This window comes from Sinorhizobium meliloti, from assembly GCF_017876815.1.
Lineage (GTDB): Bacteria > Pseudomonadota > Alphaproteobacteria > Rhizobiales > Rhizobiaceae > Sinorhizobium > Sinorhizobium meliloti.
This window is the reverse complement of the sequence record NZ_JAGIOS010000003.1, coordinates 1,536,242-1,560,515: the sequence shown is the minus strand read 5'-3', so window position 1 is coordinate 1,560,515 and position 24,274 is coordinate 1,536,242. Positions and strand designations below refer to the sequence as shown.

The 24,274-nt window shown below is 61.3% G+C and carries 20 protein-coding genes and 3 pseudogenes; 6 read left to right on the top strand and 17 right to left on the bottom strand.

What is annotated here, in order from left to right; translation table 11 throughout:
• Positions 1 to 325 precede the first annotated feature (325 nt).
• On the top strand, positions 326 to 1,111 hold the full coding sequence (locus tag JOH52_RS34055; RefSeq protein WP_014531252.1) for an SDR family NAD(P)-dependent oxidoreductase: 786 nt from the start codon (positions 326 to 328) through the stop codon (positions 1,109 to 1,111).
• A gap of 999 nt (positions 1,112 to 2,110) precedes the next feature.
• On the opposite strand, the gene JOH52_RS34050 is transcribed toward JOH52_RS34055, so the two are convergent.
• From JOH52_RS34050 to JOH52_RS34040, 3 genes and pseudogenes are all read right to left on the bottom strand, one after another.
• Positions 2,111 to 2,908, bottom strand: coding sequence for a lytic murein transglycosylase (locus tag JOH52_RS34050; RefSeq protein ID WP_014528019.1), 798 nt, complete (start codon positions 2,906 to 2,908; stop codon positions 2,111 to 2,113).
• 554 nt (positions 2,909 to 3,462) lie between these two features.
• A pseudogene (locus tag JOH52_RS34045) lies at positions 3,463 to 3,977 on the bottom strand (alpha/beta fold hydrolase); the annotation flags it as partial.
• A gap of 4 nt (positions 3,978 to 3,981) precedes the next feature.
• A complete protein-coding gene (locus JOH52_RS34040; protein WP_014531250.1) occupies positions 3,982 to 4,632 on the bottom strand; it encodes a hydrolase in 651 nt (216 codons plus the stop codon).
• Between the two features lie 154 nt (positions 4,633 to 4,786).
• On the opposite strand from JOH52_RS34040, the gene JOH52_RS34035 reads away from it, so the two are divergent.
• A complete protein-coding gene (locus JOH52_RS34035) occupies positions 4,787 to 5,680 on the top strand; it encodes a LysR family transcriptional regulator (protein WP_014531249.1) in 894 nt (297 codons plus the stop codon).
• A 98-nt stretch (positions 5,681 to 5,778) separates the two neighbouring features.
• Here the strand turns inward: JOH52_RS34035 and JOH52_RS34030 are convergent, their stop codons facing one another.
• The 6 genes from JOH52_RS34030 to JOH52_RS34005 form a co-directional block, all read right to left on the bottom strand.
• Positions 5,779 to 5,922, bottom strand: coding sequence for a helix-turn-helix transcriptional regulator (locus JOH52_RS34030; RefSeq protein WP_017274851.1), 144 nt, complete (start codon positions 5,920 to 5,922; stop codon positions 5,779 to 5,781).
• A gap of 697 nt (positions 5,923 to 6,619) precedes the next feature.
• On the bottom strand, positions 6,620 to 7,612 hold the full coding sequence (pta, locus tag JOH52_RS34025; RefSeq protein WP_014531246.1) for a phosphate acetyltransferase: 993 nt from the start codon (positions 7,610 to 7,612) through the stop codon (positions 6,620 to 6,622).
• On the bottom strand, positions 7,612 to 8,649 hold the full coding sequence (locus JOH52_RS34020) for a YeiH family protein (protein ID WP_010975815.1): 1,038 nt from the start codon (positions 8,647 to 8,649) through the stop codon (positions 7,612 to 7,614). The genes pta and JOH52_RS34020 overlap by 1 nt, the downstream gene beginning before the upstream one ends.
• Before the next feature lie 60 nt (positions 8,650 to 8,709).
• Complete coding sequence (gene xsc, locus JOH52_RS34015; RefSeq protein ID WP_010975814.1) at positions 8,710 to 10,485, bottom strand: sulfoacetaldehyde acetyltransferase; 1,776 nt, start codon at positions 10,483 to 10,485, stop codon at positions 8,710 to 8,712.
• Between the two features lie 11 nt (positions 10,486 to 10,496).
• Positions 10,497 to 11,834 carry an MFS transporter gene (locus JOH52_RS34010; RefSeq protein ID WP_014531244.1) on the bottom strand — a complete coding sequence of 446 codons (1,338 nt, stop codon included), beginning with the start codon at positions 11,832 to 11,834 and terminating at the stop codon, positions 10,497 to 10,499.
• Between the two features lie 22 nt (positions 11,835 to 11,856).
• Complete coding sequence (locus JOH52_RS34005) at positions 11,857 to 13,458, bottom strand: GMC family oxidoreductase (RefSeq protein ID WP_014531243.1); 1,602 nt, start codon at positions 13,456 to 13,458, stop codon at positions 11,857 to 11,859.
• 158 nt (positions 13,459 to 13,616) lie between these two features.
• On the opposite strand from JOH52_RS34005, the gene JOH52_RS34000 reads away from it, so the two are divergent.
• The 3 genes from JOH52_RS34000 (at position 13,617) to JOH52_RS33990 (ending at position 15,349) form a co-directional block, all read left to right on the top strand.
• A complete protein-coding gene (locus JOH52_RS34000; protein ID WP_014531242.1) occupies positions 13,617 to 14,375 on the top strand; it encodes an IclR family transcriptional regulator in 759 nt (252 codons plus the stop codon).
• 78 nt (positions 14,376 to 14,453) lie between these two features.
• Positions 14,454 to 14,849: a tyrosine-protein phosphatase gene (locus tag JOH52_RS33995; protein WP_014531241.1), complete on the top strand. Its 396-nt coding sequence runs from the start codon at positions 14,454 to 14,456 to the stop codon at positions 14,847 to 14,849.
• A gap of 182 nt (positions 14,850 to 15,031) precedes the next feature.
• Positions 15,032 to 15,349 carry a DUF1476 domain-containing protein gene (locus JOH52_RS33990; protein WP_014531239.1) on the top strand — a complete coding sequence of 106 codons (318 nt, stop codon included), beginning with the start codon at positions 15,032 to 15,034 and terminating at the stop codon, positions 15,347 to 15,349.
• Between the two features lie 243 nt (positions 15,350 to 15,592).
• Here JOH52_RS33990 and JOH52_RS33985 read toward each other — a convergent pair.
• The 4 genes and pseudogenes from JOH52_RS33985 to JOH52_RS33970 form a co-directional block, all read right to left on the bottom strand.
• A pseudogene (locus JOH52_RS33985) lies at positions 15,593 to 15,706 on the bottom strand (Rid family hydrolase); the annotation flags it as partial.
• Positions 15,707 to 15,763: 57 nt separating this feature from the next.
• The gene (locus JOH52_RS33980) at positions 15,764 to 17,020 is read right to left on the bottom strand and encodes a M20 family metallo-hydrolase (RefSeq protein WP_014531238.1); all 1,257 of its coding nucleotides are present in this window, start codon (positions 17,018 to 17,020) and stop codon (positions 15,764 to 15,766) included.
• Positions 17,017 to 17,544 carry an L-2-amino-thiazoline-4-carboxylic acid hydrolase gene (locus tag JOH52_RS33975; protein WP_014531237.1) on the bottom strand — a complete coding sequence of 176 codons (528 nt, stop codon included), beginning with the start codon at positions 17,542 to 17,544 and terminating at the stop codon, positions 17,017 to 17,019. The genes JOH52_RS33980 and JOH52_RS33975 overlap by 4 nt, the downstream gene beginning before the upstream one ends.
• A 34-nt stretch (positions 17,545 to 17,578) precedes the next feature.
• Entirely contained in the window at positions 17,579 to 18,457 is an 879-nt protein-coding gene (locus JOH52_RS33970; RefSeq protein ID WP_014531236.1) for a maleate cis-trans isomerase family protein, read from the bottom strand.
• Between the two features lie 15 nt (positions 18,458 to 18,472).
• Here JOH52_RS33970 and JOH52_RS33965 point away from each other — a divergent pair, with 15 nt between their 5' ends.
• Entirely contained in the window at positions 18,473 to 19,333 is an 861-nt protein-coding gene (locus JOH52_RS33965) for a LysR family transcriptional regulator (RefSeq protein WP_014531235.1), read from the top strand.
• 700 nt (positions 19,334 to 20,033) lie between these two features.
• On the opposite strand, the gene JOH52_RS33960 is transcribed toward JOH52_RS33965, so the two are convergent.
• The 4 genes and pseudogenes from JOH52_RS33960 to JOH52_RS33945 all read right to left on the bottom strand — a co-directional run bounded on the left by JOH52_RS33960 (position 20,034) and on the right by JOH52_RS33945 (position 23,753).
• Complete coding sequence (locus JOH52_RS33960) at positions 20,034 to 20,279, bottom strand: MoaD/ThiS family protein (RefSeq protein WP_010968068.1); 246 nt, start codon at positions 20,277 to 20,279, stop codon at positions 20,034 to 20,036.
• 9 nt (positions 20,280 to 20,288) lie between these two features.
• Positions 20,289 to 22,414 (bottom strand): annotated as a pseudogene (locus tag JOH52_RS33955) (xanthine dehydrogenase family protein molybdopterin-binding subunit).
• Positions 22,415 to 22,416: 2 nt separating this feature from the next.
• Complete coding sequence (locus JOH52_RS33950) at positions 22,417 to 22,893, bottom strand: (2Fe-2S)-binding protein (protein ID WP_010968070.1); 477 nt, start codon at positions 22,891 to 22,893, stop codon at positions 22,417 to 22,419.
• On the bottom strand, positions 22,893 to 23,753 hold the full coding sequence (locus tag JOH52_RS33945) for an FAD binding domain-containing protein (protein WP_014531232.1): 861 nt from the start codon (positions 23,751 to 23,753) through the stop codon (positions 22,893 to 22,895). Before JOH52_RS33945 ends, JOH52_RS33950 begins: the two co-directional genes overlap by 1 nt.
• Positions 23,754 to 24,274: the final 521 nt, after the last annotated feature.

Below are 24,274 nucleotides of genomic sequence, written 5' to 3'. Positions count from 1 at the left end.
AAACCTTCACCTAAGCGGCCATTAGGATGGGAACACCCTCATGATCATTTTACGAGTTTGACCGTCGCAGAAGCGAGTCCGCCACCGGCGGCACCGCGGTCGAAATGAACTGCTCGAGGACTCTGCGCAAATTCAGACCAACTCTCTGCTCAAGGCCACGCCCTGACCAAATGGACGTTCGATGTCGCCTTCAGCGATCTGGGATCGCGCAAACGCCTAACCAAAACGGTCAGCATGCTCGCAATATCTCTCTTGGTAGTGTCGGAAAGCGGAACTCGCGATCGTCATCTAGTGTGCGGGTTATGTAAACGGTGGCAAAAAAGGCATGTTGCTGAAAGATCGAAATGCAATTGTTTATGGTGCCAGTGGGGCTGTTGGAGCAGCCGTGGCAAAGGCATTTGCCCGAGAAGGCGCTCGCGTCTTCCTGGCGGCCCGTCACAAGGATCGGTTGGATGCGGTTGCGGACGGTATTCGGACGCGGGGTGGAATGGCGGAGGTGATGCCTGTGGATGCAACGGACAAGCAAGCTGTTGAGGCGCAACTCGCGCTGATCTCCGATAAGGCGGGTCCGGTCAAGATAATGTTCAACGCGATTGATTGGGGCGACACACAAGGTGAGCCACTCGGGACGATTTCATTAGAGAAAGTCCTTCGGCCCGTTCAAACCGGTCTCACAACGTGGTTCTACACCGGAACTGCAGTTGCGGATCATATGGCGCGCAACGGTGGTGGTTCCATCGTCGGTATCAGTGCGAACGCTGGACGCCAAGCTTTCCGGAACGTGGGCGGGTTTGGAATTGCCTGTGCTGCCGTCGAGCATTTTTTGCGACAGTTAGCGGTAGAGAACGGGCCTTTAGGAGTGAGGGTCACGTGGGTTCGTTCGCCGGGCTCCCCAGACTCTCCCGGCGTTCACGACGTTTGGTCGATGGCTGCGCGTGAACGCGGTATGACTTTCGATGAAATCCATAAAGAGTTCGCCAAGGATACCCCGTTGCGGCGTGTGACGCCGCTCGCGCAAATAGCTGACGCGGCGGTACTCCTGGCCAGCGACTTGGCGGCCGGCATGACAGCCACGATGGCCAATGCGACAGGAGGCGCACAGATCGACTGAATTGCTGGTCGCGTATCGGGAGTCACAGACACAGTGTGGACAGCCAGTACGATAGCTTCCCGCTAAGCGTCCCCGAAACTTGCCGTCCACTTCCGACTCAAGTTGGACGTCGTAGTGGCTCATGGCGCACAGATGTCGTCGCGCCAGCCCGATACAATGGCTGCTTTTAGGCAGAGGCAACAACTGCCTCTATGAAGCGGCCACCATGACTCCCGCCCTGGAGACTCTGCATTGAAGAGAGCCGTTCTTCACGAGCCCTGTGCACGGGGTGTCGCGAGGATGTTCGCGTTCTGTGCTAAAGGTCGCAAAATGTGTCGGGCCTTTATCAACCAAAAACAGCAATAACGTTGCTAGCCAACGGCTTCCCCGTCGTGCCGAGAGCGTCGCGCAGAGCGCGTGTCCATCCCTTCGGGGGCGCCCTGAACCGATCAATGGGCTGTAGCGCCTGAAGCCTTTCGTCGAGGCGCAGGCGGGCTCTCTTGTGAGTATCGCTCTTCATAGAACTCTCAGACTCTGTAGCTTGATTTCAAGCGTCATGATATCAGGCCACAGGCTGAATTTCGCATGCGGCTTTCAGGTTACAAGATGATTACGGGGGTGCAGTATCAGCCTGTGGACTGATCTCAACGTTAAGTTCAGCTGAAAAATAACGACGGGTCCACGGTTCGATTCCCTTCAAGGCTTGGGACTTGAGGGTCTCAATAGGGGCTGATGGCCGACCGTCCGCTCCCAGGACGCCCAACACGAAAAGCGGACATCAGACCTCTTGCCCCCGAGGACTGGGATTGGTCACGCCTGAAATCGCCGCCGCAATTCAAGGTCGTCGCGCGACAGGTGGTGCAGAATGTCTTGAAGAGCGCGAAGGCTGCCTCTAGAGGCGCCATCACTGGCGTCCAGTGAGTGGCCGAAAGCAGCATGCGCTCCTCACGACGTGCGGGCTGGAACCAGCAATCTGAGCAGTCGCACGGCGGCTTTTTAGCTGGATGCCGGCCTAACTGTCTAACGGCCGTCGATCGCCTCGCCGATGCGGGCGATTGCCTGCTGATAGACACTCGCGGAGTTCCAGCCAGCGATGGCGCCCATGTTGCCTTGATAGCCCCCGCCGGCCCGCCAACCGTGCGCCTTGAGGAAGTTGGCCGTTGACATCAGGGCAGTACTCGTGTCGCGCATGTTCCTGCTGCCGACGCCGTACTTCAAGACATTCCCGGGCAGGAACCCGGTTTGGCCGATCTCGCCGTGCATGGCGCCGACCGAGCGGGCGCTCAGCACGCCGCTGTCGACCAGCTTGAGCGCCGCGATGGCATGCGGCGCGAAGAATTGCGGGCGGCGGCAATCGTAGGCGAGCGTGACGATTGCCGACACAGTGTTCTGGTTGCCCATGGAGGCGCCGAAGCCGGTCTCCATACCCCAGATGGCGAGCAACACCCCGGCGGGCACGTCGTACTTACGCTCGATGTTGCCGAAGAGTGCTGCGTTCGCCGTTTTGAGCGATCGGCCCTTGGAAATAATCGCGGACCCACCACGTCGTCTCATAAAGTCGTCGACCGAGCCGCTGAAAGCCTTGTTGACGGAGCGGTCGGCCCGGATGGTCCCTACTGCGTATTTCGCTCCGAGAAGCGCTGCAAGACCCTTCCCCCTCACGCCGGCGGCCTTTGCCGTCTCGGCAAACTCCACTTTCCACTGTTGAAACCCGGCAGCGCTTTTGCCGCATGAGGCCGCCTCAGCAACGCACGTGAGAAGGCAGAAGGCGAGGGAGCCCGCCGCAGCGATCAACTGTTCCTTAGCAAAGAACGCCATGTCGCTCTCCTAGTCGGCCTGATCCATCAAGCATCCGGCCGCATGGCGTCACTCCTTCCCTTGCGGAAGCCCAAATGGTTGCTCGCGCGCTCGAGAAATTTGACCAAACTAATAATAGCGATTGTGCGAAATAAAGCCAGCCATGGCCGATTTGGACCATAGATAACGGGGGGTTATTTCATTCGCACGCGCGGGGCGACCCCGCCCACGCTCTAGTCGGCCGCGCTGGTGCAGGCGCCGCTTTCGACCTTCGTCAACGTGTCGCGTCGTTCGGCATTTCGGTGAGTTACTTCGCCAACGTCTGCTATCGGGAACAGCCTCGGGGTCACCTCACGGGCCGACATGGGGCGGCGCAAAGCGGAAATTGTTTCCGACTTTGGGGCCGATGACAGACCGTCTGGTTTCGGTCCCAGTAATAAGATTAGCTGACAAACGCGCAGCGAGGCCACTATGAGCGCAGCGCTTCTGCAGTGCGAGATGGAGTTTCTTGTGCTCCACCGACGCACGCACACCTTTTCAAGCGTCGACTCGAACTACGGGACGGGGCCGGGAGGTCACGCCCCGCAGTCACTTCTGTTCGTGATGAACTCCAGAAGGTCGGCGTTCAGCACATCAGCGTTCACTGTCAGCATCCCGTGCGAGAAACCGGGATAGGTCTTCAACGAACCGTTCGGCAGCAGCTTGACCGCCTTCAAAGCCGAGGCGGCGATCGGAACGACCTGGTCGTCCTCACCGTGCAGCACCGGCGTTGGCACGGTGATCGCCTTGAGGTCATCGGTCTTGGTCGGTTTCCGAGAAGGCCTTGACGCCATCGTAGTGCGCCTTGGCGCTTCCCCATCATGCCCTGCCGCCACCAGTTCTGGAGCACGCCTTCATGGACCGCCGCGCCCTCGCGGTTGAAGCCTGAGAACGGGCCTGACGGGACGTCGCGGAAGAACTGTGCACGGTTGCCGGCCAGTGCCGTCCGAAAGCCGTCGAAGACCTCCATCGGCGTGCCTTCGGGGTCGTCGTCGTTCTTCAGCATCAGCGGCGGAATGGCGGCGACGAGGACGGCTTTGGCCACCCGGCCCGGGTCAACCTTCGCTCGGCACCGGCGTGTTGAGAAGCTGCTGCTCCCAAAGATACGCGATGCCGCTGCCGCCGAAGTGCTGGATGAGAATCTCGGTCAGCTCCTCGACATGCTCGGTGCGCGCCCAATCGCGTTGCCATTCGCCAGCGAGCGCCATCACGGTCATCACGTTCGCGCCGGCCGCGGCCATGCGCTGGATGGCAACTTCATGAGACTCCTTCGAAATCCCGCCCGACGCGTCGGTGATCACGGTGACGTCCCAGCCTTCGCCGGCGGCCTGGATGACAGGCATTGCGACGCAGACCTCGGTCCACAGGCCGGCGATGATCAGTTGCTTGCGGCCGGTCGCTTTGACGACGTTCACCACATTCTCGTCCTGCCAGGTGTTAACCCAGGTGCGATCGATGACTTCCTGGTCCGGAAATACGTCGGTGATCTGCTTAAAGAGAAGTCCACCGCGCGCCGCGATCACGCTGGTGAGAATGGTCGGAACATTGAAGGCTCTTGCTAGCTTCGCCAGCGCGGTCGTGTTGTTGACCACCATATGCGGATCGTGGCTGTTCAGGTTCGCGAGTTGATAAGGTTGGTGATCGATCAGAACGAGGACCGAATCTTCGGGACGAAGAAGCGAATCGAGGCCGTTACGAGGGGGCATCAAGACTTCCTTTCTCTGCCGCTATGGACGGCGATGGGTTCACGGGAGACATGCGCCAGCGGGTGACGTTGCCTGAACGCAATGTGCTGTTCCTTTTGGTGGTGCGGTAGTGCCATAGTCGGGCAAGCTGTGTCGCGAAATAAGGAACGCCGGAATGGACATCGAAGACCTACAGACATTCGTCGCAGTGGCCGATGCCGGGGGCGTATCGGCCGCCGCACGCCGGCTTGGCATCTCCAAATCGATCGTCAGCCGGCGGCTCCTCCGGGTCGAAGCGGAGCTTGGCGTCCAGCTTCTTGCACGAACGACCCGCGGCGCCGCGCTCACGGAAGCAGGGATCACGTTCAGGGACCATGCGGCCAGAGCCAGCGCCGAGATTGACACCGCCAAGGAAACGATCCTCCCCACCGGTGAGTTGCGCGGCCGCCTGAGGGTTGCCATGCCGCTTACGTTCGGCCCGACCCACTTCGCCCCCGTGCTTGCGGACATGGCGCGCCAGCACCCGCAGCTTCACATCCATACCTCCTACAGCGATCGCTTCGTCGATCTCATCGCAGAGGGTTTTGATTGCGCGATTCGGGGTGCCTACCTCCAAGACTCAAACCTGATCGCGAAGCGCGTTGGGCCGATCCATGGCAAGCTTGTCGCCAGCCCGGATTACATCAAAGCGCACGGGTCACCTGAGACCCTGGACGAACTCGTCACCCATCAGGCCCTCATGCAGGGAACGGAAGCCTGGCAGTTCATGGATGGCGACAAGATCGTCACGGTTCAGCCGCAGGGCAGGTTCAAGGCCGACAGCGCCACGGCGCTTGCCGCTGCGGCGGCGGCAGGTCTCGGCATCGCCTGGCTCCCCGATTGCATCACATATGGATATGTGGCCTCCGGCGCTCTGGTCCCGATCATGACACGCTATCCGGTCCCTCCGGGGGCGGCGTATGTCGTCCGCCCGCCGGGTCAGCATCCCACGCGGAAAGTGCGTGCGCTTACCGAAATGCTGACTGAGTACTTCAAACGGAACCCGGACGTTTGGGGTCTCGACCGTTAAAACACGGGGCGAAGCCTTATCAATGAATTGCGTTCGACGGTCGCTCTACGCTGACTCAAGCGAATCCGGATCGCGTCGATGTACACTCCTTGGATGGTCTATACCTTTCGCTCGCTCGCGGCTGAATCTCTGACTTCCGCCGGAGTTCGCCCGTAGGCCCGCCTGAACTCCTTTGTAAAATGCCACGTGTTGACGAACCCATCATCGAGCGCGACCTCGATGATGGGCTTCTTACTCGTCATCAGGATCTGCCTTTCAGATACCGCCATAGTGTCCACTTAGCACCTGGTGGATAGTGTGCCGAAGGTTCGGCAAATTCACTGAGAGAGGCGGTATGGCAGGCTGGTGCTGTTGAACGTCACCTGATTCCCTGGAAGGAACGCCACCATGACCAGCCAGCGCCGCCGTCAAAGACATTTTGCTTTCGAACCCCGATGGGCTCCCCGAGGTGATCCGCACCTGGACTTCGCCGCCCGTAATCGCGCGCCTTCTGCTGATGCGACGCGTGCCGAGACCCCTTCCCCGTGAGCACGAGCCGTGGCGATACAGGCTCCTCGGCGCAATAATTCCGGATCTCGATGATGTCGTCGAACGATGGAGCCTGCCGACACCGGCAAGTCCGATCCTGCCACTGCATCTGCGACCAGCTCTGCTAGCCGGAATAGCCATCGTCGAGCGGCCAGGACCGGAGATGCTACAAATGCTGCGCGGCCAAATGACGGGTCAGAACCAAGTGCGATCCAGCAGCACTATCGACGAGATCATCACCCGTACATGCCGATCGGTGGCGCCTTCGCAATTGCAGTTGATTTGAGAATCCCGTCGCTCAAAATTCTCATCTTTAAAATGCCAAACTGGGCTGAAATAGCCGGATTGTCACATCTATCTGCCAAGCTACAGCCGCGTTTTTCGGGTCGGCAAGAGTCGGTGAAGTCGCCCTCATGACGCCTGAACGACGGTCACGGCAATCATATGGAAGACGTCGGCCGCACTGCAGCCGCGCGAAAGATCGTTGGCGGGCCGTGAAAGTCCCTGGAGGATCGGGCCGATTGCCGTCGCGCCGCCGATCCGCTGGGCGATCTTGTAGCCGATATTGGCCGCGTCCAGGTTCGGGAACACGAAGACATTGGCCTCCCCGCGCAGCGCCGAATGCGGCGCCTTGGTCAGACAGACGGCCTCGACGAAGGCGCTGTCGAACTGCAATTCGCCGTCGATAATAAGATCGGGCTCGGCGCGCCGCGCCATGCCGGTCGCCTCGACGACCTTCGAAACGCGCTCGTGAGCGGCACTGCCGCCTGTCGAGAAAGAGAGCATCGCGACTTTCGCCCGTTCTCCTGCAAGCATTTCATAGGACTTGGCCGACATGCGCGCGATGTCGGCGAGACCGGCTGCGTCCGGGTCCACGACCAGGCCGCAATCCGCAAAGACGAAGGCGCCCTTCCGCGCGTGATGGGGCTCGCAGAGCATCATGAGGAAGAAACTGGAGACGAGCCCGACGCCGGGCGCCCTGCCGATCACCTGCAATGCGGCACGAACCGTGTCTGCGGTCGTCGCGACCGCGCCGCCGACAGTCCCATCGGCTATTCCTTCGCGCACCATCATCGCGGCGAAGGTCAGCGGTGAAAGGACGGCCTCCCGAGCCGCGGCCGCATCGACGCCTTTGCTCCTTCTGCGTTCGAGATAGGCGGTCGCAAAGTCATCGGTAAGCGGAGAGCACGCCGGGTCCTCGATCCGGAATTCTTGCGGGATCGCGTCCAGGGCTGTGAGCCTCTGCGTGATCACCTCGCGGTTTCCGACCAGCGTAATCGCCGCCAGGCCTTCCCGCCTCGCCTGCACGGCGCCGGCGATGATCCGGGGGTCCTCGCCTTCGGGAAGGACGATGTGCCGCGGCGCTTTCCTTGCGGCGTCGATGATGCGATCGAGAGGTTTCATCAGCTGTGTCCCAGATAGTACATGCCGGCGAGGATGAAGACGGCGATGAACAGCGTTTCGGCCACGACGAGCGCAACGGCATCTCCGCCAACTTCGAGGACGCGGCGCAGCGACGTCTTCATGCCGACGGCGACGATGCCCGCCAGCAGCGCCCATCTCGATATCGCCATTCCGACCTCGCTTGCGAGCACCGGCACCAGCCCGGCGGAATTGAAGCCCGCGAGAACGAGGAACGCCAGGACGAAGCCCGGCACGAGCGGCGCGCGCTTTCCGATCGATGCGCCCTCCTGCGGAACGCTGCGCAGGACGAGGGAAAAGATCAGGACGACCGGCGCCAGCATCGTCACCCGGATCAGCTTGACGAGCGTCGCGGTCTCGCCCGCCTCCGGCGAGACCGAAAAGCCGGCTCCCACCACCTGGGCGACATCATGGATCGTGCCGCCGAAAAAGATGCCGGTGGCCTGACCGTCGAGCCCGAGATACTCGGCGACGATCGGATAACCGATCATCGCAAGCGTGCTGAGCACGGTCACCGACAGCACGGTGAAGATCAGATTGCGCTCGGAAAACTCGTTGCGGGGCAGCACGGCGGCGATGGCCATGGCGGCCGAGGCGCCGCAAATGGCGACCGCGCCGCTGGTGAGAAGCGCGAGACGCCACCCCCGGCCAAGCAGGCGGGCAGCCACGAGGCCGAACAGGATGGTTGCCACGATCGCCGAGACGAGCAGCAGAATGGTGCCGCCGCCGAGGCCGATCAGAAGGTCTACGCTGATGCGCATGCCGAGCAGCGCCACACCGATCCTCAAGACCAGCTTTGCCGAAAGCTCGATGCCCGCGACGCAACGGCCTTCTTCCGCCAGGAAGTGGAAGGCGATCCCCAGCAGCAGCGCCATCAGCATCGCCGGCGCCCCGTAATGCTCCGACAGGAACTGGGCAGCCATGGCGACGGCGGCCGTCACCAGCAGACCCGGTCCATAGGTCGACAGGACGACCGACAGGGATTGCTTCCGTCGCTCGGTTTTGGAGATCGCGTCCATCTTTTCTTCCCGTTGAATGAGCTCGGCGGTGATCACCGCCGAGCGAGTCGCGAGAGTTTCTTACATACGTCGCTGGGTGCGCATGTCGGCGCGATCGATGCCGGCCACCGCTACCGGCTTCTTCATCGCATCGCGGCGGAAAGGCTCGCCGAGTTCCTGGTTGAGGACGACCTCGACAAAGGTGGTGATCCCCTTGGCCTGGTCCTCGATCGCCTTTGCAAGCGCCTCGGTGAGTGCGGCCGGCGTGTCGACCGTCACGCCCTTGAGGCCGCAGCCATCTGCAACCTTGGCGTAGCTCAGGTTCGGATTGAGCTCGGTGCCGACGAAGTTGTTGTCGTACCAGAGCGTCGTATTCCGCTTCTCCGCTCCCCACTGGTAGTTGCGGAAGATCACCATGGTGATCGCCGGCCAGCCCTCGCGGCCGATCGACGTCATCTCGTTCATCGAGATGCCGAAGGCGCCGTCGCCGGCAAAGCCGACCACCGGCACGTCCGGGCAGCCGATCTTGGCACCGACGATCGACGGGAAACCGTAGCCGCAGGGGCCGAACATGCCCGGCGCCAGATATTTCCTGCCCTGCTCGAAGCTCGGATAGGCGTTGCCGATCGCGCAGTTGTTGCCGATGTCGGTGGAGATGATCGCCTCCTTCGGAAGCACGGCCTGGATCGCCCGCCAGACCTGGCGAGGCGACATGCGATCGGGCTCGCGCTGGCGTGCGCCGACGTTCCACTCCGTGCCCGGATCGTCATCCTCATGGTCCATCGACGAGAGCTGCTGCAGCCAGGCCGAGCGCGTCTGGTGGACCAGCGCCTTGCGCTCCTCGCGGCTTGCGTCGCCGGCGGCGGGCGCAAGCTGCTGAAGGATCTGCTGCGCCACCTGTTTCGCGTCACCGCAAATTCCGACCGTCACCTTCTTGGTCAGGCCGATCCGGTCGGCATTGATGTCGACCTGGATGATCGCCGCATCCTTCGGCCAATAGTCGATGCCATAGCCGGGCAGTGTCGAGAACGGATTGAGCCGCGTACCCAACGCCAGCACGACGTCTGCCTTGCTGATCAGTTCCATCGCCGCCTTCGAGCCGTTGTAGCCCAAGGGCCCGACCGACAGCCTATGGCTTCCGGGAAAGGCGTCGTTGTGCTGATAGCCGCAGCACACCGGCGCATCCAGCTTCTCCGCCAGTGCCATGGATTCCTGGATGGCGTTGCCGATGACGACACCGGCGCCGTTGAGAATGACCGGGAACTTCGCTTCCGAAAGTAGCCGCGCGGCTTGGGCGATGGCCGCAGGTCCGCCGGCCGGCCGCTCGAAGCGGACGATGCGCGGCAGGTCCACGTCGATCACCTGAGTCCAGAAGTCCCGCGGGATGTTGATCTGCGCCGGTGCGCAACCGCGCCATGCCTTCTCGATGACCCGGTTGAGGACTTCGGGAATGCGGCTCGGATCGCGCACTTCCTCCTGGTAGCAGACCATCTCCTCGAACATCGCCATCTGGTCGACTTCCTGGAAGCCGCCCTGGCCGATGGTCTTGTTGGCCGCCTGCGGCGTGACCATGAGCAGCGGCGTATGGTTCCAGTAGGCCGTCTTCATCGCCGTGATGAAACCGGTCACACCGGGGCCGTTCTGGCCGATCGCCATCGACATTGTGCCGGTCGCCCGGCTGAAGCCGTCGGCCATCATGCCGGCATTGGTCTCGTGGGCACAGTCCCAGAACCGGATGCCCGCCTTCGGAAACAAGTCCGATACGGGCATCATCGCCGAGCCGATGATCCCGAACGCATGCTCGATGCCGTGCATCTGCAGGACTTTTACAAACGCCTCTTCGGTCGTCATTTTCATGTCTGTTTCCTTTAGCATTTGTGAACGGTTGATGGGCGCAACGGCTTATGCGGCAGGGTGGTACGCGTTTCCGAAACCGGGCGTATGAGCATCGCCGAAACCATCGAAACAAGAGCCGCAAACACTACGTAGGCGGCTAGCAGCCAGGGCGAGCCGTCGCCATAGCTGATGAGGTAGGTCGCGATTATTGGAGTGATGCCGCTCGCGAAGATGCCGGAGAACTGATAGACGAAGGAAATCCCGGTATAGCGGACCTTCACGTCGAACAGGTCGGAGAACAGTGCTGCTTCGGGGCCGTAGCACATCGCGTAGATGATGCCGAACGGCACGATCAGAGCGAGTGCGATCAACGGCAGGCTCCCGCTTCCCATGAGCATGAAGGCCGGGAAGGTGACCAACGCCAGCAGCAGACTGCCTATGGCATAGGTTTTCGGACGGCCCCAACGATCGGACAACTTGCCGAACAGCGGAATTGCCACGACCATCACGAGTGCAGAAAGGCACACGAGCCACAATGCCGTGGTGCGGTCTACCTGCACATGCTTGGACAGATAGACGATCGAGAAGACGGCGAATACGTTGAAGAAAACCCCATCGACATAGCGGGCACCCATGCCAAGCAGAATATTGCGGGGATAGGTGCGGATGAGCTCCACGAACGGGATCTTGAGCTCCTGCTGCTCTTCCTTGACGGCGGCGAAATCCGGTGTTTCAGCTACCTTCAGCCGGATGTAAAGGCCTACGACGATAAGGACGACCGAACCGATGAAAGCACTGCGCCAACCCCAGGACATGAAAGCTTCGTCGGGTAGAAGACTGAGGAGTGCCACCACACCGGACGACAGGCACAATCCGATCGCAAGGCCGATCTGTGGGATCGACGCATAGTAGCCGCGCTTGTTCTCAGGTGCGAATTCATAGGCCATGAGGACTGCGCCGCCCCATTCGCCGCCGATGCCGATACCTTGTGCTATGCGCAGGATGAGCAGCAGTATGGGAGCTGCCACGCCAATCTGTTCATAGGTCGGCAGAACGCCGATCAGTACGGTCGCCACCCCCATGATCAGAATGGTGAGCACGAGCATCTGCTTGCGGCCGAGTTTGTCCCCGAAATGTCCGAATACGATGCCGCCGAGCGGACGGGCGACGAAGCCTACCGCAAAGGTTGCATAGGCCAGCACCATCGAAACGAGCGGATCGTGCGCCGGGAAATACAGCTGATTGAAAACGATGCCGGCAATCACGCCGTACAAGAAGAAGTCATACCATTCGATCGTTGCGCCTATCAGAGACGCGAAAACGACACGCCTCACTTCACTCTCTCTGGTGCTCCCAGCGGTATTCAACATGGTCTCCTCCCAATGTTGGAATTCAGTTCAGAATTGAGCTCGACAATTTTTCTCCGATCATGATTGCCGGCAGGTTGGTGTTTCCCGACACGATGGTGGGCATCACCGAACAGTCCGCGATCCAAAGGCCGTCGAACCCTCTCACCCTCAGGTCCGGGCGGACCACTGCGCCCTCATCGTCGTCCTGGCCCATTCGACATGTGCTCGTCGGATGGAAGATCGTCGCGCCGTTCTGGCGCGCGAAATCGAGAATTCCTTCCTTGCTGTCGACGGACTCACCGGGCAGCTCTTCACGGGTCACGAGCTGGCTCAGCGGTCCTGTGCGCGCGATGCTGCGGGCAAGCCTGATGCCGCCGACCGCAACTTGGCGATCGAGTTCGGCGTCGAGATAATTGGCATGTATCAGCGGGGGTATCGTGGGGTCCGCGGAGGCCAGCCGAATGGTGCCGTGGCTCTCCGGACGAAGTTGGCAGACCGACATGGTAAAGCCGGAGAAGGGATGGACTTTTCCTCCGGCCATGTCCGCGGAAAGAGTGGCGACATGGAATTGAACGTCGGGTCGCGTCGCATCGGGCATGACCCTGGCGAAGAGCCCACCCTGATTGATGCCGACAGCAAGGGGACCCGTTCGCGTCAGCAACCATTGCAGTCCGATTTTCACCTTGCCGGTCAGACTGTTCAGATCATCGTTCGTGGTGATGGGCCTGTTGCAGCGATAGATAAGCCGCAGCTGCAGGTGATCGCGCAGATTCGCGCCAACGCCAGGCATGTCCGCGACGACGTCGATGCCGTGAGCCTTGAGATGCCCGGCCGGCCCGATGCCGGACAGCATCATCAGGTGCGGTGTATGCACGGCGCCCGCGCTCAGGATGACGCCACGCCGCGCATTCATGCTCATCTTGCGACCATCTCTGGTGTAGTCGATGCCCTGTGCGCGGCGTCCCTCGAAGCGGACTTTCGTGACCAGCGCATCGGTAACGATCCTAAGGTTGCTCCGCCGTTTTGCCGGGCGGAGATAACCCGTCGCCGCGCTGCTGCGCATTCCGTTGCGAGTCGTCAGGCTGTAATAGCCCACGCCTTCCTGCGACGGACCGTTGAAATCATCGTTGCAGGGGATGCCAAGCTGATTGGCCGAGCCGATGAATGCGTCTATCAGCGGATGCCGGTGGCGGATCGGAGCGACGCCGATCGGCCCGTGCTTGCCGTGGAAGTCGGGGTTTGCGGCACCCGCGAAGGATTCGGACTTTCGGAAATAGGGCAAGACGTTGCGATAGTTCCACTGATCCCCACCGTAGCGCGCCCAGTCGTCATAGTCCTCGGCCTGCCCACGGATGGCAATCAGACCATTAATCGCCGAGCACCCCCCCAGAACCTTGCCGCGCGGCCAGTAGATGCGGCGGCCGTTCATATTGGGATCGGGCTCGGTGTAAAGCTTCCAGTTGATACGCTCGTCCCACATCGTCTTGCCGTAACCGAGCGGCAAGTGAATCCAGGGGCTGGTGTCTTTCGGCCCCGCTTCGACGAGAGCAACACGGAACCTGCCGTCTTCCGAGAGACGTGCGGCAACGGTGCAGCCCGAAGAGCCGGCACCGACCACGATGTAATCAAATTGCGCTTCGTTCACGTTCGGCTCCTCCCTTGTCCCACAAAAGAGACAAGGGGTTCGAAGTGTCAATATTTCTGAGATGAAAGATCCTACTGAATGAGATTTGTGGTAAGATGTGCTATATGATAGCGATTACCGCCATATTGAATCTCATTGAGTGAGACAAAGGAATGAGGATGGACGATAAAATCGAGACGCCGAGTTCGGCCGTTACGCGCAGCCTCAGCCTGATCGAGGTCGTCGGACTCTCCGAAAAGCCGGTCACGCTGAACGATCTTGCGGAGAGAATAGACATGCCGAGGGCCACGCTTCACAGGCTGTGCCAGCGCCTGGTGGAAGAAGGGTTCCTCTTTCGCGAACCTGACAGGCGCCACTATTCGGTCGGCCCGCGCCTGTTCAAAATGGGCCTGACCATCGTCGGTTCGGGCGTGGGAACCCAGCGGCACGCCATATTGAAGCAGGTTGTCGATGTGACGCGTGAGACATGCAATTTCGTCACGCGCTCCGGCTGCGACGCGATATATCTGGCGCGCGTCGAGTCCGACTGGCCGCTCCGAGTACATCTCGAGCCCGGTTCGCGCGTGCCGCTTCACTGCACCGCCAGCGGCAAGCTGTTGCTTGCGCATATGGATGCACAACAAAGGCAGAAGCTGCTGGCCTCGTTGACCTTTGAAAGATTCACGCCGGCAACGATCATGTCTGCCGACGCGCTGGAGGCCGAGTTCGCAGAGATTTTGTGCGATGGCTACAGCACCGATCGGGAGGAGTTCATGATGGGCCTGATAGCCATCGCGGTTCCCGTTTTCGACAGGAACGGAAGGGTGGTTGCGTCGCTTGCCTGCCACGCCCCGAAAGCACGCATGACGCTCGACGACGCCAGGCGCTACGTGCCCGTGCTTCAGTCGGCGGCACGCAAGCTCGCACAAACGTTCTGACCCGCGCACGGTTACAGGATCTCGTCTTTGAGATGGTACCAGCGATACATGCCCCACTGACCGAGGCGTCTGAACGGCGTGAGCAGGCCATGGCTCGGTAGCGGCGACGTGGGCGAGAGCGGGGAAACTTGGTACCTGCAGGAGGTCGAAGGCGCTGACCGAGCCGCTATCACGCATTTCGATTTCCGATTGTCAGCTTCGAAACGGTTGTCGCCGCAGCAGGCGCGGCAGCTGATCGCGTTGCTGCAGACCGCACCCAAGCCGATACTCATCCATTGCCAAGCCGGCGCTGATAGAACGGGAATGGCCGCAATGCTCTACCTTCAGCAGATCGCGGGCATCGACGAAGAGATCTCGGAGCGGCAGCTGTCGGTCCGCTACGGCCACATCGGCCTTCCCTACATTTCTGCAGCCTTTGCCATGGATGAAAACTGGGAGATCCTCGAAGAGGTCCTCTTCGGTCTGACGAGTTAAGTGCTTTGGGTCGAACCTACTACGCTGTCGCCCACCGGGATTGCCGCGAGCTTGCGTCCACCGACTGACACGATCAGGACTTGCGAGCATCGTCCAATCGCGCCATGCTCGGTTCCGGCGAACCCCGTGATCTGGTGGATATCGGGCACGTCGGAAATCATACCGGAACTGGAGGCTAAGCCGTGAGCATAAGAGATCGTCAGGAAGGCTTCGAAAAGAAGTTCGCGATGGACGAGGAAACGAAGTTCAAGGCCATGGCCCGTCGAAATAAGTTGCTCGGCCTGTGGGCCGCCGAAAAGCTAGGCAAAACCGGTACGGATGCGGACGCGTATGCGAAGGAGGTGGTGCAGGCAGACTTCGAAGAGGCCGGAGACAATGATGTGTTCCGCAAGGTGCGCACCGATTTCGATACCGCCGGAGTAGTCCTGTCAGATACTCAGATTCGCAGCATCATGGATGAATTGCTAGCGACTGCCGTCGAGCAGATCAAAAACAACTGACCACTGCTTAACCCGACAGAAAGCACTTTGGCACGAACGGCAGCGCAGTTCCGATCGATATACTGTGCGATCTTCTGTAACGGGCTTTGCGTCAATCCCTTGTGAACTTAATCCTCGCCGAGCGCTTGCTTCTGTCCGCAGTCGGAGCTTTGCCGCTGCTCTATGGGTCTGCTAAGGTCCGGTTGGCCAATCTTTAGAGGCGCGGTCACCTCATGCTGCTGATCGCATGGCGGCCTAACCCAATGCCTGCTCGACCGGATCTTCGGAGATGAAGGCCCCAGTGACGGGATCAATCGGCAGCTGCCCGGAGACAAAGAGCTGGCCGTTTACGGCTATCGCCTGCGAGTAGAGGCCGATAGCGACCGGCGCATCGGTGGTCGGCCTTGGTTTAGGGGGCGGACGCCATCATTCAGATCAACCATGAAACAGTTCGTCGGCGCGAAGCACGCTTCGCAGCAGCAGGTCCGCGCCGTTGGCACATTGCTGCGGCGAGGAATATTCGCGTTCGTTATGTGACAAGCCCTCGCGCGAGGGAATGAAGATCATCGCCGTCGGCGCCTTGGCTGCCACATGGGCCGCATCGTGACCGGCGCCGGAAACCATCTCCAGCGCCGAAAGGCAAAGCCCTTCCGCCTCCTGCCGGATTACCTCGCGCAACGCCGCATCAAACACGACCGGCGCCTTGCGCCAGACCACGGAAAGCTGTGCCCCCGGCGCGAGGCGCTCGATCTCGTTCGTCAAGTCCGTCTCCATTGCGGCAAGGCCGCTCTCTTCGGGATGGCGCATGTCGATTTCGAGGCGGACTTCACCGGGTACGACGTTGCGCGAATTCGGCACAGCGTGAATATAGCCGACGGTGGCGACGCCCGGCGGGTGCTTCAAGGCAACCTTCTCGACCGCCAATACGGCTTTCGCCGCAAAGACGAGTGCATCCTCGCGCAATCCCATCGGGAAGGCGCCCGCATGGGCTTCCGTACCACTCATGCGGATGTCCAGCCAGCGAAGGCCCTGCACTCCGGTGACGATACCGACTGCGCTTCCATCAGCCTCCAGCACGGGGCCCTGCTCGATGTGGAGCTCCAGATAGGCCGCCATCGGCAGGTGGCCGGGCGCGCACTCGCCACGATAGCCGATCGCTCCCAGCGCCTCGCGCACCGTCACGCCGTCCTTGTCCACCCGGGCATAGATGGTCTCGATGTCGTGCACACCGCAGAAGACGCCCGACCCCATCATGGCGGGAGAAAAACGGGAGCCCTCCTCGTTGGTCCAGTTGACGACCGTGAAGGGATGGCGCAGGGCTCGACCCGAGGCTTTCAGCACCCGCAGGATCTCCACGCCCGCCAGAATGCCGAGTATACCGTCGAAGCGCCCGCCGGCCGGCTGCGTGTCGAGATGGCTGCCGACGGCGATGGCGGCGAGGCCCGGCTCGGAGCCGGGCAAGGTCGCAAACATGTTACCGATGCGATCGACCTCCACCGTGCAGCCGAGCGCTCGGCACTCCGCCTCGAACCAGCGGCGCACCTCTTCGTCTGCTGACCCGAGCGCAAGGCGGTGCATGCCGGTCTCGCCATGGGCCCCGAAGCGTGCGGTCGCGAGAAGGTCGGCCCACAGCCGGTCGGCATCGACCGAGAGCCGAAGCGGTACGTCGGTCGCTTGAAGGACCGCCGTCATTCGATGCTCTCCTGCGGGGTCTCATGGAAGCGATACTTGAAATCGCAGTGCGAGGCTCCTTCCATGACCGTCTGCGTGCGCTCCAGCGTGATGCGCGGATCGTAGCCGACGCAGAAGACGCCGTCCCGGTTGCACGACAACAGATGGCCGATATGGCCGAGGCCCATCTCGCGATAGGTCTCGGCGTAGCGACAGCGCTTGACGTTGTAGTGGAATTCCTCGTCAGTCGCCTTGGTGACCTCGATCACGAGGGCGTCGTCCTGCGTCCAGAGATCCTGCAATTCCTGGAAGGTCCGCAGCGTCGTGCCGCCGGGCGTCTTCGCCGCGAAATCCTTGCCCGCCTTGATTGCCGCCTGGCGGATTGCGGTGTCGAGAATGGACCGGGCCTTTTCCTCGCCGATCTGCCTACGCATTTCCTCATAGATCGGCGCGATGATTCCCGCCTCGATCCGACGGCGGGCGAGGATGCCGATTTCGCCGTCCATCGCCGCCGTGGATTTGGGGCGTTCGTTGGTATCCGTCATGACAGTTCTCCTGATCTGGGCGGCAAAGCCGCTTCTAATGCATCCATAAGCGCCCAGCTCCAGGCACGGATTGCGTCTCGCCAGCCTTTCGAAGGGCATCCCAGGCGAGCGCCTGGTTACTCGTCACCACCGGCTTGCCGATCGTCGCTTCCACCGCGTCGATGATGCCGGAGCAGCGCAGCGCCGTGCAGGAGAGGAACACAGCTTCCACGTCCCGCCTGCCGATATCTATTGCGGCTCGCAATATGTCCTCCTCGCGAATGCGGGCGATGGAAACGTCGCTGTCCTGATGGAAGCTCGCACGAGCGGCGATATCGAGCCCCTCGCGCACGAAGAAGCTCTCGACGCGCTTGTTGACCTCGGTGCTATAGGGGGTGATGAGGCCGATCCGCCGCACGCCGAGCGTCACGAAAGCGGCAAGGCTCGCTGAAACGGGGTTGCACACTTTCACACCCGGACGAACCTTCTCGACTATGCCGGCGATCCGCTCCGGGCCGATGATCATGGACCCGGATGTGCAGCCGAAGGCCACGACATCGAGACGGTGTTCCGGCATCAGCAGTTCGACTGCCCGCGGCAGTTCGCCCGCCATGGCCGCCAGGCATTCCGGCGACACTTCTCGCGCCATCGGAATGCGACTGGAATAAACCTCGACGCCGGGCAACGGCAGGAAGCGCCGGACCTCTGGCTCGATGACGGTATCGTTCGCCAGCACGATGAGGCCTATGGCGGCACGCGCGGCCGGCCCGCCGTCGAGAACGCAATCAAGCGGCACCCAGCCGCCATTCTCCTCGTCAAGTTCCATCATTCGGGCTCCCCTCAACGCGGTCACAATCTCGACCCGGTACAGAATGGCGCGCAAGGCTAATCGACGGAAGCGATATTTGACCATGGATTGAACGATAATCTTCATATATTGTCCTCTCCCATGGATACGTCGCTGCTGAAATGCTTTCTCATCCTGGCGGATACGCAGAGTTTCTCGGAGGCCGCCGAAAGACTGAACATCACGCAGTCAACGGTCAGCCACAAGATCGCCCGGCTCGAAACCCTTCTCGGCAAACAATTGTTCGAGCGGACGACGCGAAGCTGCATGCTGACCTCAGACGGGCGGGAATTAGTCGAGCACGCGACGCGCGTGATCCGCTCAATCGAGGAGATGGAGCAGAGCTTCAAGCCCGACCTCCTGACCGGCACGCTGGTGGTGGGCGTTCCGGACGACCACTACCTCTTCGTCCCGCTCACGGAGGCGCTCAAGAACTTCATGCTGGAAAAGCCGCGCGTCGGCGTCGAGATCCGTGGTGGCCTGTCGAGCGACCTGATGCGGGACCTGCGCCAGCGCAACATCGACCTCGCTGTCATCCGCGACGTTCCCGCGACGCAGGACAGCGACGTGCTGTGCATCGAAAAGCTAGTCTGGATCACCGCGCCGAACTGGGTGCCGCCGAACGATGGCGTCGTCCCGCTCGCGTTAGTGCGCGGCCCCTGCGCCTATCGTGGCGCAGCGCTCGCCGCACTCGAGCAGAACGGAATGCCATGGAAGTGCATCGTGACGTGCACGAGCCTGCAGGGCGTGTTCGCCGTGGTGCGCGCAGGGCTCGCGGTGGCGGTCGTCACGGAAGGCGACATCGGGAGCGGCGTCCAATCCGCGCCGGCGGGCGGCTTCCTGCCGCCCCTTCCCGGCTCTTCCCTCACCATCCGCTACGCCGACAAGCAACCTACCCTCGCCGCCCGCGCGCTTGCACGCACCATGGCCGATGTGCTGACGCAAATGACCTCCCTAGCCTGAAATTCACGCCCGTCGAGATAACCTGAAAGGAACGCGAGCGACCTACCGTCTGCCTTGCATGAGACGGAGGTTCGTAGGTTCGATCCTTCGCCTTGAAGGGAATCGAACGGCCGACCCCATCCTACCGCTGTGGAACTACCGCCGCACTCAATGCTTAAAGCAACTATCCCGGTGCGATCGGAGGAAGTGCGGATGCGGCCTTTCGAAAAGTCGCTGTGGAACGATCGTGCGTCCCGTTTTGTTGATGAGCAACTGGATGCTGTCTGGATCGTTCACCTTCCGCGAAACGAAAATGTCCAGCTCGTCGGAATGACTGGTTAAAGCCCCGGTCGAACATAATCTGACCTTTCTGCGGCCTGCGGTCGTTTGGTCAAACCAACTGGATAAGTCAAAGCCGCCAGAACTGCTCCTGATTTTGTTTCGTCATTACTTCTATAAGCGCGCATGCAGCCGTCACTGCTGAGAGCAATCGACGATCCTGGAAGAGCATCGACGAACCCACTGCCCAGCGTACGAATCGACCTGCGGCCGACCCTATTCCATGCGTCACACGCGCAGTTTGACTATAGGGGAGACGGGTCTGGTTAACTGCGTTGGGCGAATGCGATTTCCAAGTCTTTGCTGCAGCACGACGATCAAGGTGAGATGTGCATTGCCTCGTCGAAACAGTGCGTCTACACGGGCGCTCTCGCGACCGCCTTCAACCGCCTGCCAGCCTCGGCAGCAAATAGATTTCCGCGCCCGTCGGCAGTTCCTTCGACCAGGTGTCCCGATAAATCGTTCCGTCAATTGCGACTGCGATCCCTCGTGCCATGAGCGGCTCAAGCCGAGGGAACCGTTCGCTCAACCTCGCGAACAGTTCCCTGATATTCTTTGCCTCGATCTCGACCTTGCTGTTGCCCTCAGCTGCCGCGGCGAGAGAGCCCCAGAGCGTGACCTCTACCATCGGTCCTCCTTACGCTTCGAGCGCTGCCAGGATCCGCGGCGGCGACATGGGAATATGCAGCATCCGCACGCCGACCGCATTCGACACGGCATTGGCCACCGCTGCAAGCGGAGGGACGATGGACGTTTCCCCGACGCCCCTGACCCCATAGGGGTGGTTGGGATTCGGAATCTCCAGGATCTGCGTGTCTATCATAGGCAGATCCGAGCACACCGGGATACGGTAGTCGAGGAAGCCCGCATTTTGCAGCCGGCCGTCGTTGCCGTAGATATATTCTTCGTTGAGTGCCCAGCCGATGCCCTGCGCAGCGCCGCCCTGGTACTGTCCTTCGACATAGGTCGGATGCACGGCTTTGCCGGCATCCTGCACCACGGTGTAGCGCAGCACCTTGGTGGCCCCGGTTTCGGGGTCGACCTCGATATCGCAGATATGCGTGGCGAAGGATACGCCGGCGCCGTCGGCGACGATCTCACTGTGCCCCGCAATCGGGCCGCCCGTGGTGCCCGATGCCGCGGCAATCTCCTTCAGAGACAGTTTCGGAAGGTTTCCGTGCGTCTCGCCCTTGGCGACGGCATGGCCCTTTTCCCAGGTCACGTCCTCGACCGGAATGTCCCACATCTGTGCCGCCCGCTCTCGGAGAATCTTGATAGCGTTGCGGGCAGCAGAAATGGTGGCCATCGACGACGAGAACGTTCCTCGGCTGCCATCGGTCATGTCATTGTAGCCGAGACTGGACGTGTCGGCGATCACCGTTCTGACCTGCGAATAGTCGATCCCGAGCTCCTCTGCGGCCACCAGCGACAGCGATGCGCGCGAACCGCCCACATCCACCGTGCCAACCGCGAGCGATACTGTGCCATCCATCCCGATGTTGAGATCGGTACACGTCTGGCCCCCGAAGTTGAACCAAAACCCACATGCCATGCCGCGCCCCTGGTTCCTGCCAAGGGGTGCCTTCATGTGAGGATGGTTCTTCACGGCCTCCAGTGTCGGGCCGATGCCGATCGGGCCGTAGACTGGACCGTAGGATGCCTTGGTTCCCTCCTGTGCCGCGTTCCGGATCCGGAAATCGATCGGATTCATGCCGACCTTCTTGGCAAGTTCATCGATGGCGCTTTCCACTGCAAACGCCGCCATCGGCGCCGAAGGCGCGCGATATGCCGCAGCGTCGCATCGGCGGCGATGATCGTTCCGTCCTTCAATGCGCCGATCTTCACGTCGATCGACGTGGCGCTTGTTGGGCCGGAGGCGCGAAACACTTCGTCGCGCGTCATCACCAGCTTGACCGGCCTGCCCGCCTTGCGCGACAGTGCGAGCGCGACAGGCTCGGCCCAGACATGGGTCTTGCCGCCGAAGCCTCCGCCGATTTCCGACGACGTCACGCGCAGCTTGGAGGCATCCATGCCGAGCAGTTGTGCGCAATGCTGGCGATAGACAAAGTGACCCTGGGTGCAAACCCATAGGTCCGCTGTGCCGTCCGAACTGACACTTGCGACGCAGGCGTGAGGTTCGATATAGCCCTGGTGCGTCTGTTCGGTCTTGAATGTCCGTTCGACGACGAAATCGGCCCTTGCCATCCCGGCATCGACGTCGCCATGCCCGAACTGGCTCCGCATTGAGACATTCGAAGGGCGATCCGGCTTGGGATCGACGCCTGTTGTGAAGATCGTGTCGTTGATGAGCGGAGCATCCGGCGCGAACGCCTGGTCAACATCGGTAACGTGCGGCAGGAGTTCATACTCGACTTCGATGAGCTTGAGCGCCTGCTTGGCGGTTCGCGCATCGATTGCTGCCACGGCGGCCACGGCGTGGCCGTCGTAGAGCGCCTTCTTGCGCGCCATGCAGTTGTCGAGAATGTCATACATCGCCGCGTCACCATCGGTGAGGTCGGGCAGGTCCGCCGCCGTCAAAACCGCCTTGACGCCAGGAAGTTGCGCGGCCTTCAACGTGTCGATCTTGCGAATGATGGCATGCGCGTGCGGGCTGCGCAAAATCCGTCCGACCAACTGGCCTGGCATGTTGAAGTCCGCGCCGTAGCGCGCGCGGCCCGTTACCTTATCGACTCCATCCGGCCGGATGGGTCGAGTGCCCACGGAGGAGAAGCTGCGTTTCGAGTGGCTGGGATCAAAATTCATGGTCAAGCTCCTCTCATGACGCCTGCTGCGTCCTGAACGGCGCGCACGATCTTGTCGTAGCCGGTGCAACGACAGAGATTTCCGGCAAGGCCGAAGCGTATTTCCTCTTCGGTCGGATCCGGATTCTTCGACAGCAGATCCTTTGCGGCAATGAGGAAGCCGGGTGTGCAGATGCCACATTGCAAGGCGGCATGCTCGAGAAACTTCTGTTGCAGCGGATGAAGCTGGTCACCCTGAGCCATGCCCTCGACGGTTTCGATGCGCCGGCCTTCCGCCTCTGCCCCAAGCACGAGACAGGAGCAGACCAGCCGATCGTCGAGAATGATGCTGCAGGCGCCGCAGTCGCCCGTTCCGCAGCCTTCCTTCGCTCCCATGAGCCCCAGGCGATCACGCAACACGTCAAGCAGCGTCTCGTCGGCGTGACAGAGAAACTCGGCGTTGTCGCTATTGATGTTCGTTGAAACTGCTATGCCTGCCATCATTCCAGTCCTGCACGCTGATAGGCGGCCAGTGCGACCCGCTTGGCCAGCACTCCCGCGACTTTCCTTCGGAATTCCACAGTGCCTCGCTTGTCGTCTATGGGACGACAGGCGCCTGAACAGGCCGCGGCCAGGCGGTCAAGCGTCTTGTCGTCGACGCGGGAACCAGTGAGGATTTCGGCCGCTTCCTCGACCAGAAGCACCGTCGGCGCCGCCGCGCCAAGCGCGACGCGCGCCGATTGGACGACACCCTGATCATCAAGAGTGAGCTTCACCGCGGCACTGACGACCGCAATATCCATCTCGGTGCGTGGCGTGAACCGTTGATAGGCGTCGCCCGAACGCGCCTGCCGCTTGTCGAGCAGAATGGCCTCGATGATCTCGCCCGGCGCAAGCGACGTCTTGCCCGGCCCCACCGGCACCATTTCGACAGCGATCGTGCGGGAGCCGGCCGGCCCCCTGATCAGAGCCTTTGCACCGGCCGCCAGCAGCGCGGGCACGCTGTCGGCCGCAGGCGATGCGTTGCAGAGATTTCCGACGATGGTGCAACGCCCCTGCACTTGCTTGGAACCGATGAGATTAGCGCCTTCCACCACGCCGGGCCACGCCCGCCGGAGCGCTGCATTCTCGCCGAGGACCGCGCAAGGCACCGCAGCGCCGATGACGAAACCATCCTCGCTTTCAGTTATGTGTCTCAGGGCGTCTATAGCTTTGATGTCGATGATGAGCTCGGGTTCGATGAAGCCCCCCTTCATTCTCACCAGCAGATCACTTCCGCCGGCCAGAACGGCTGCCTTGCCTGACGCTTCCGCCAAAAGACCAACGGCATCTTCTATTGAACTAGGACGAATATAGCGCAAAAGAACCCTCCTCTTTATGCATTGGGGGACACGCTAAACCCGCAGACCCAAGTGTGTCGAGCGATCTTCCGCATCACGCTATGAACTGCGCTGTTTGGTTGCAAGCCGAGTTCTGCCTTCCAGTTCGATTAGCCGGGTCCCGACGCATAGTTCAGCGGTCCACTCCAGGTGTCTTAATGCTCTGAACCTGCCCAACGCTAGCCTGCCTGATAGGGTATGGCACTGCGCTGGGAAGCGACGGCCAGCACCAACAGCTGAATAGAATGAAATAGCATCAACGGGAGAATAATAAGGGCTATCTCGGCTGTATCGAAAAGAATGCCAGCCAAGGCAGCCCGGTCGCGTGGCTCTTGGTTCCCGACGGCCCGGAAGGCAAAACTGGGCCTGTTTGATGCCAGGCTGGGCGGCGGCCAAGCCGCGATTAGGCCGATCTCCTATCAGCAGATCATCGAGATCGCTCGCCAGGTGGGGCTGGATCAGCTTTGCACCGATCTTTCCGAGTGGGTCGGCGAAAAAATCAC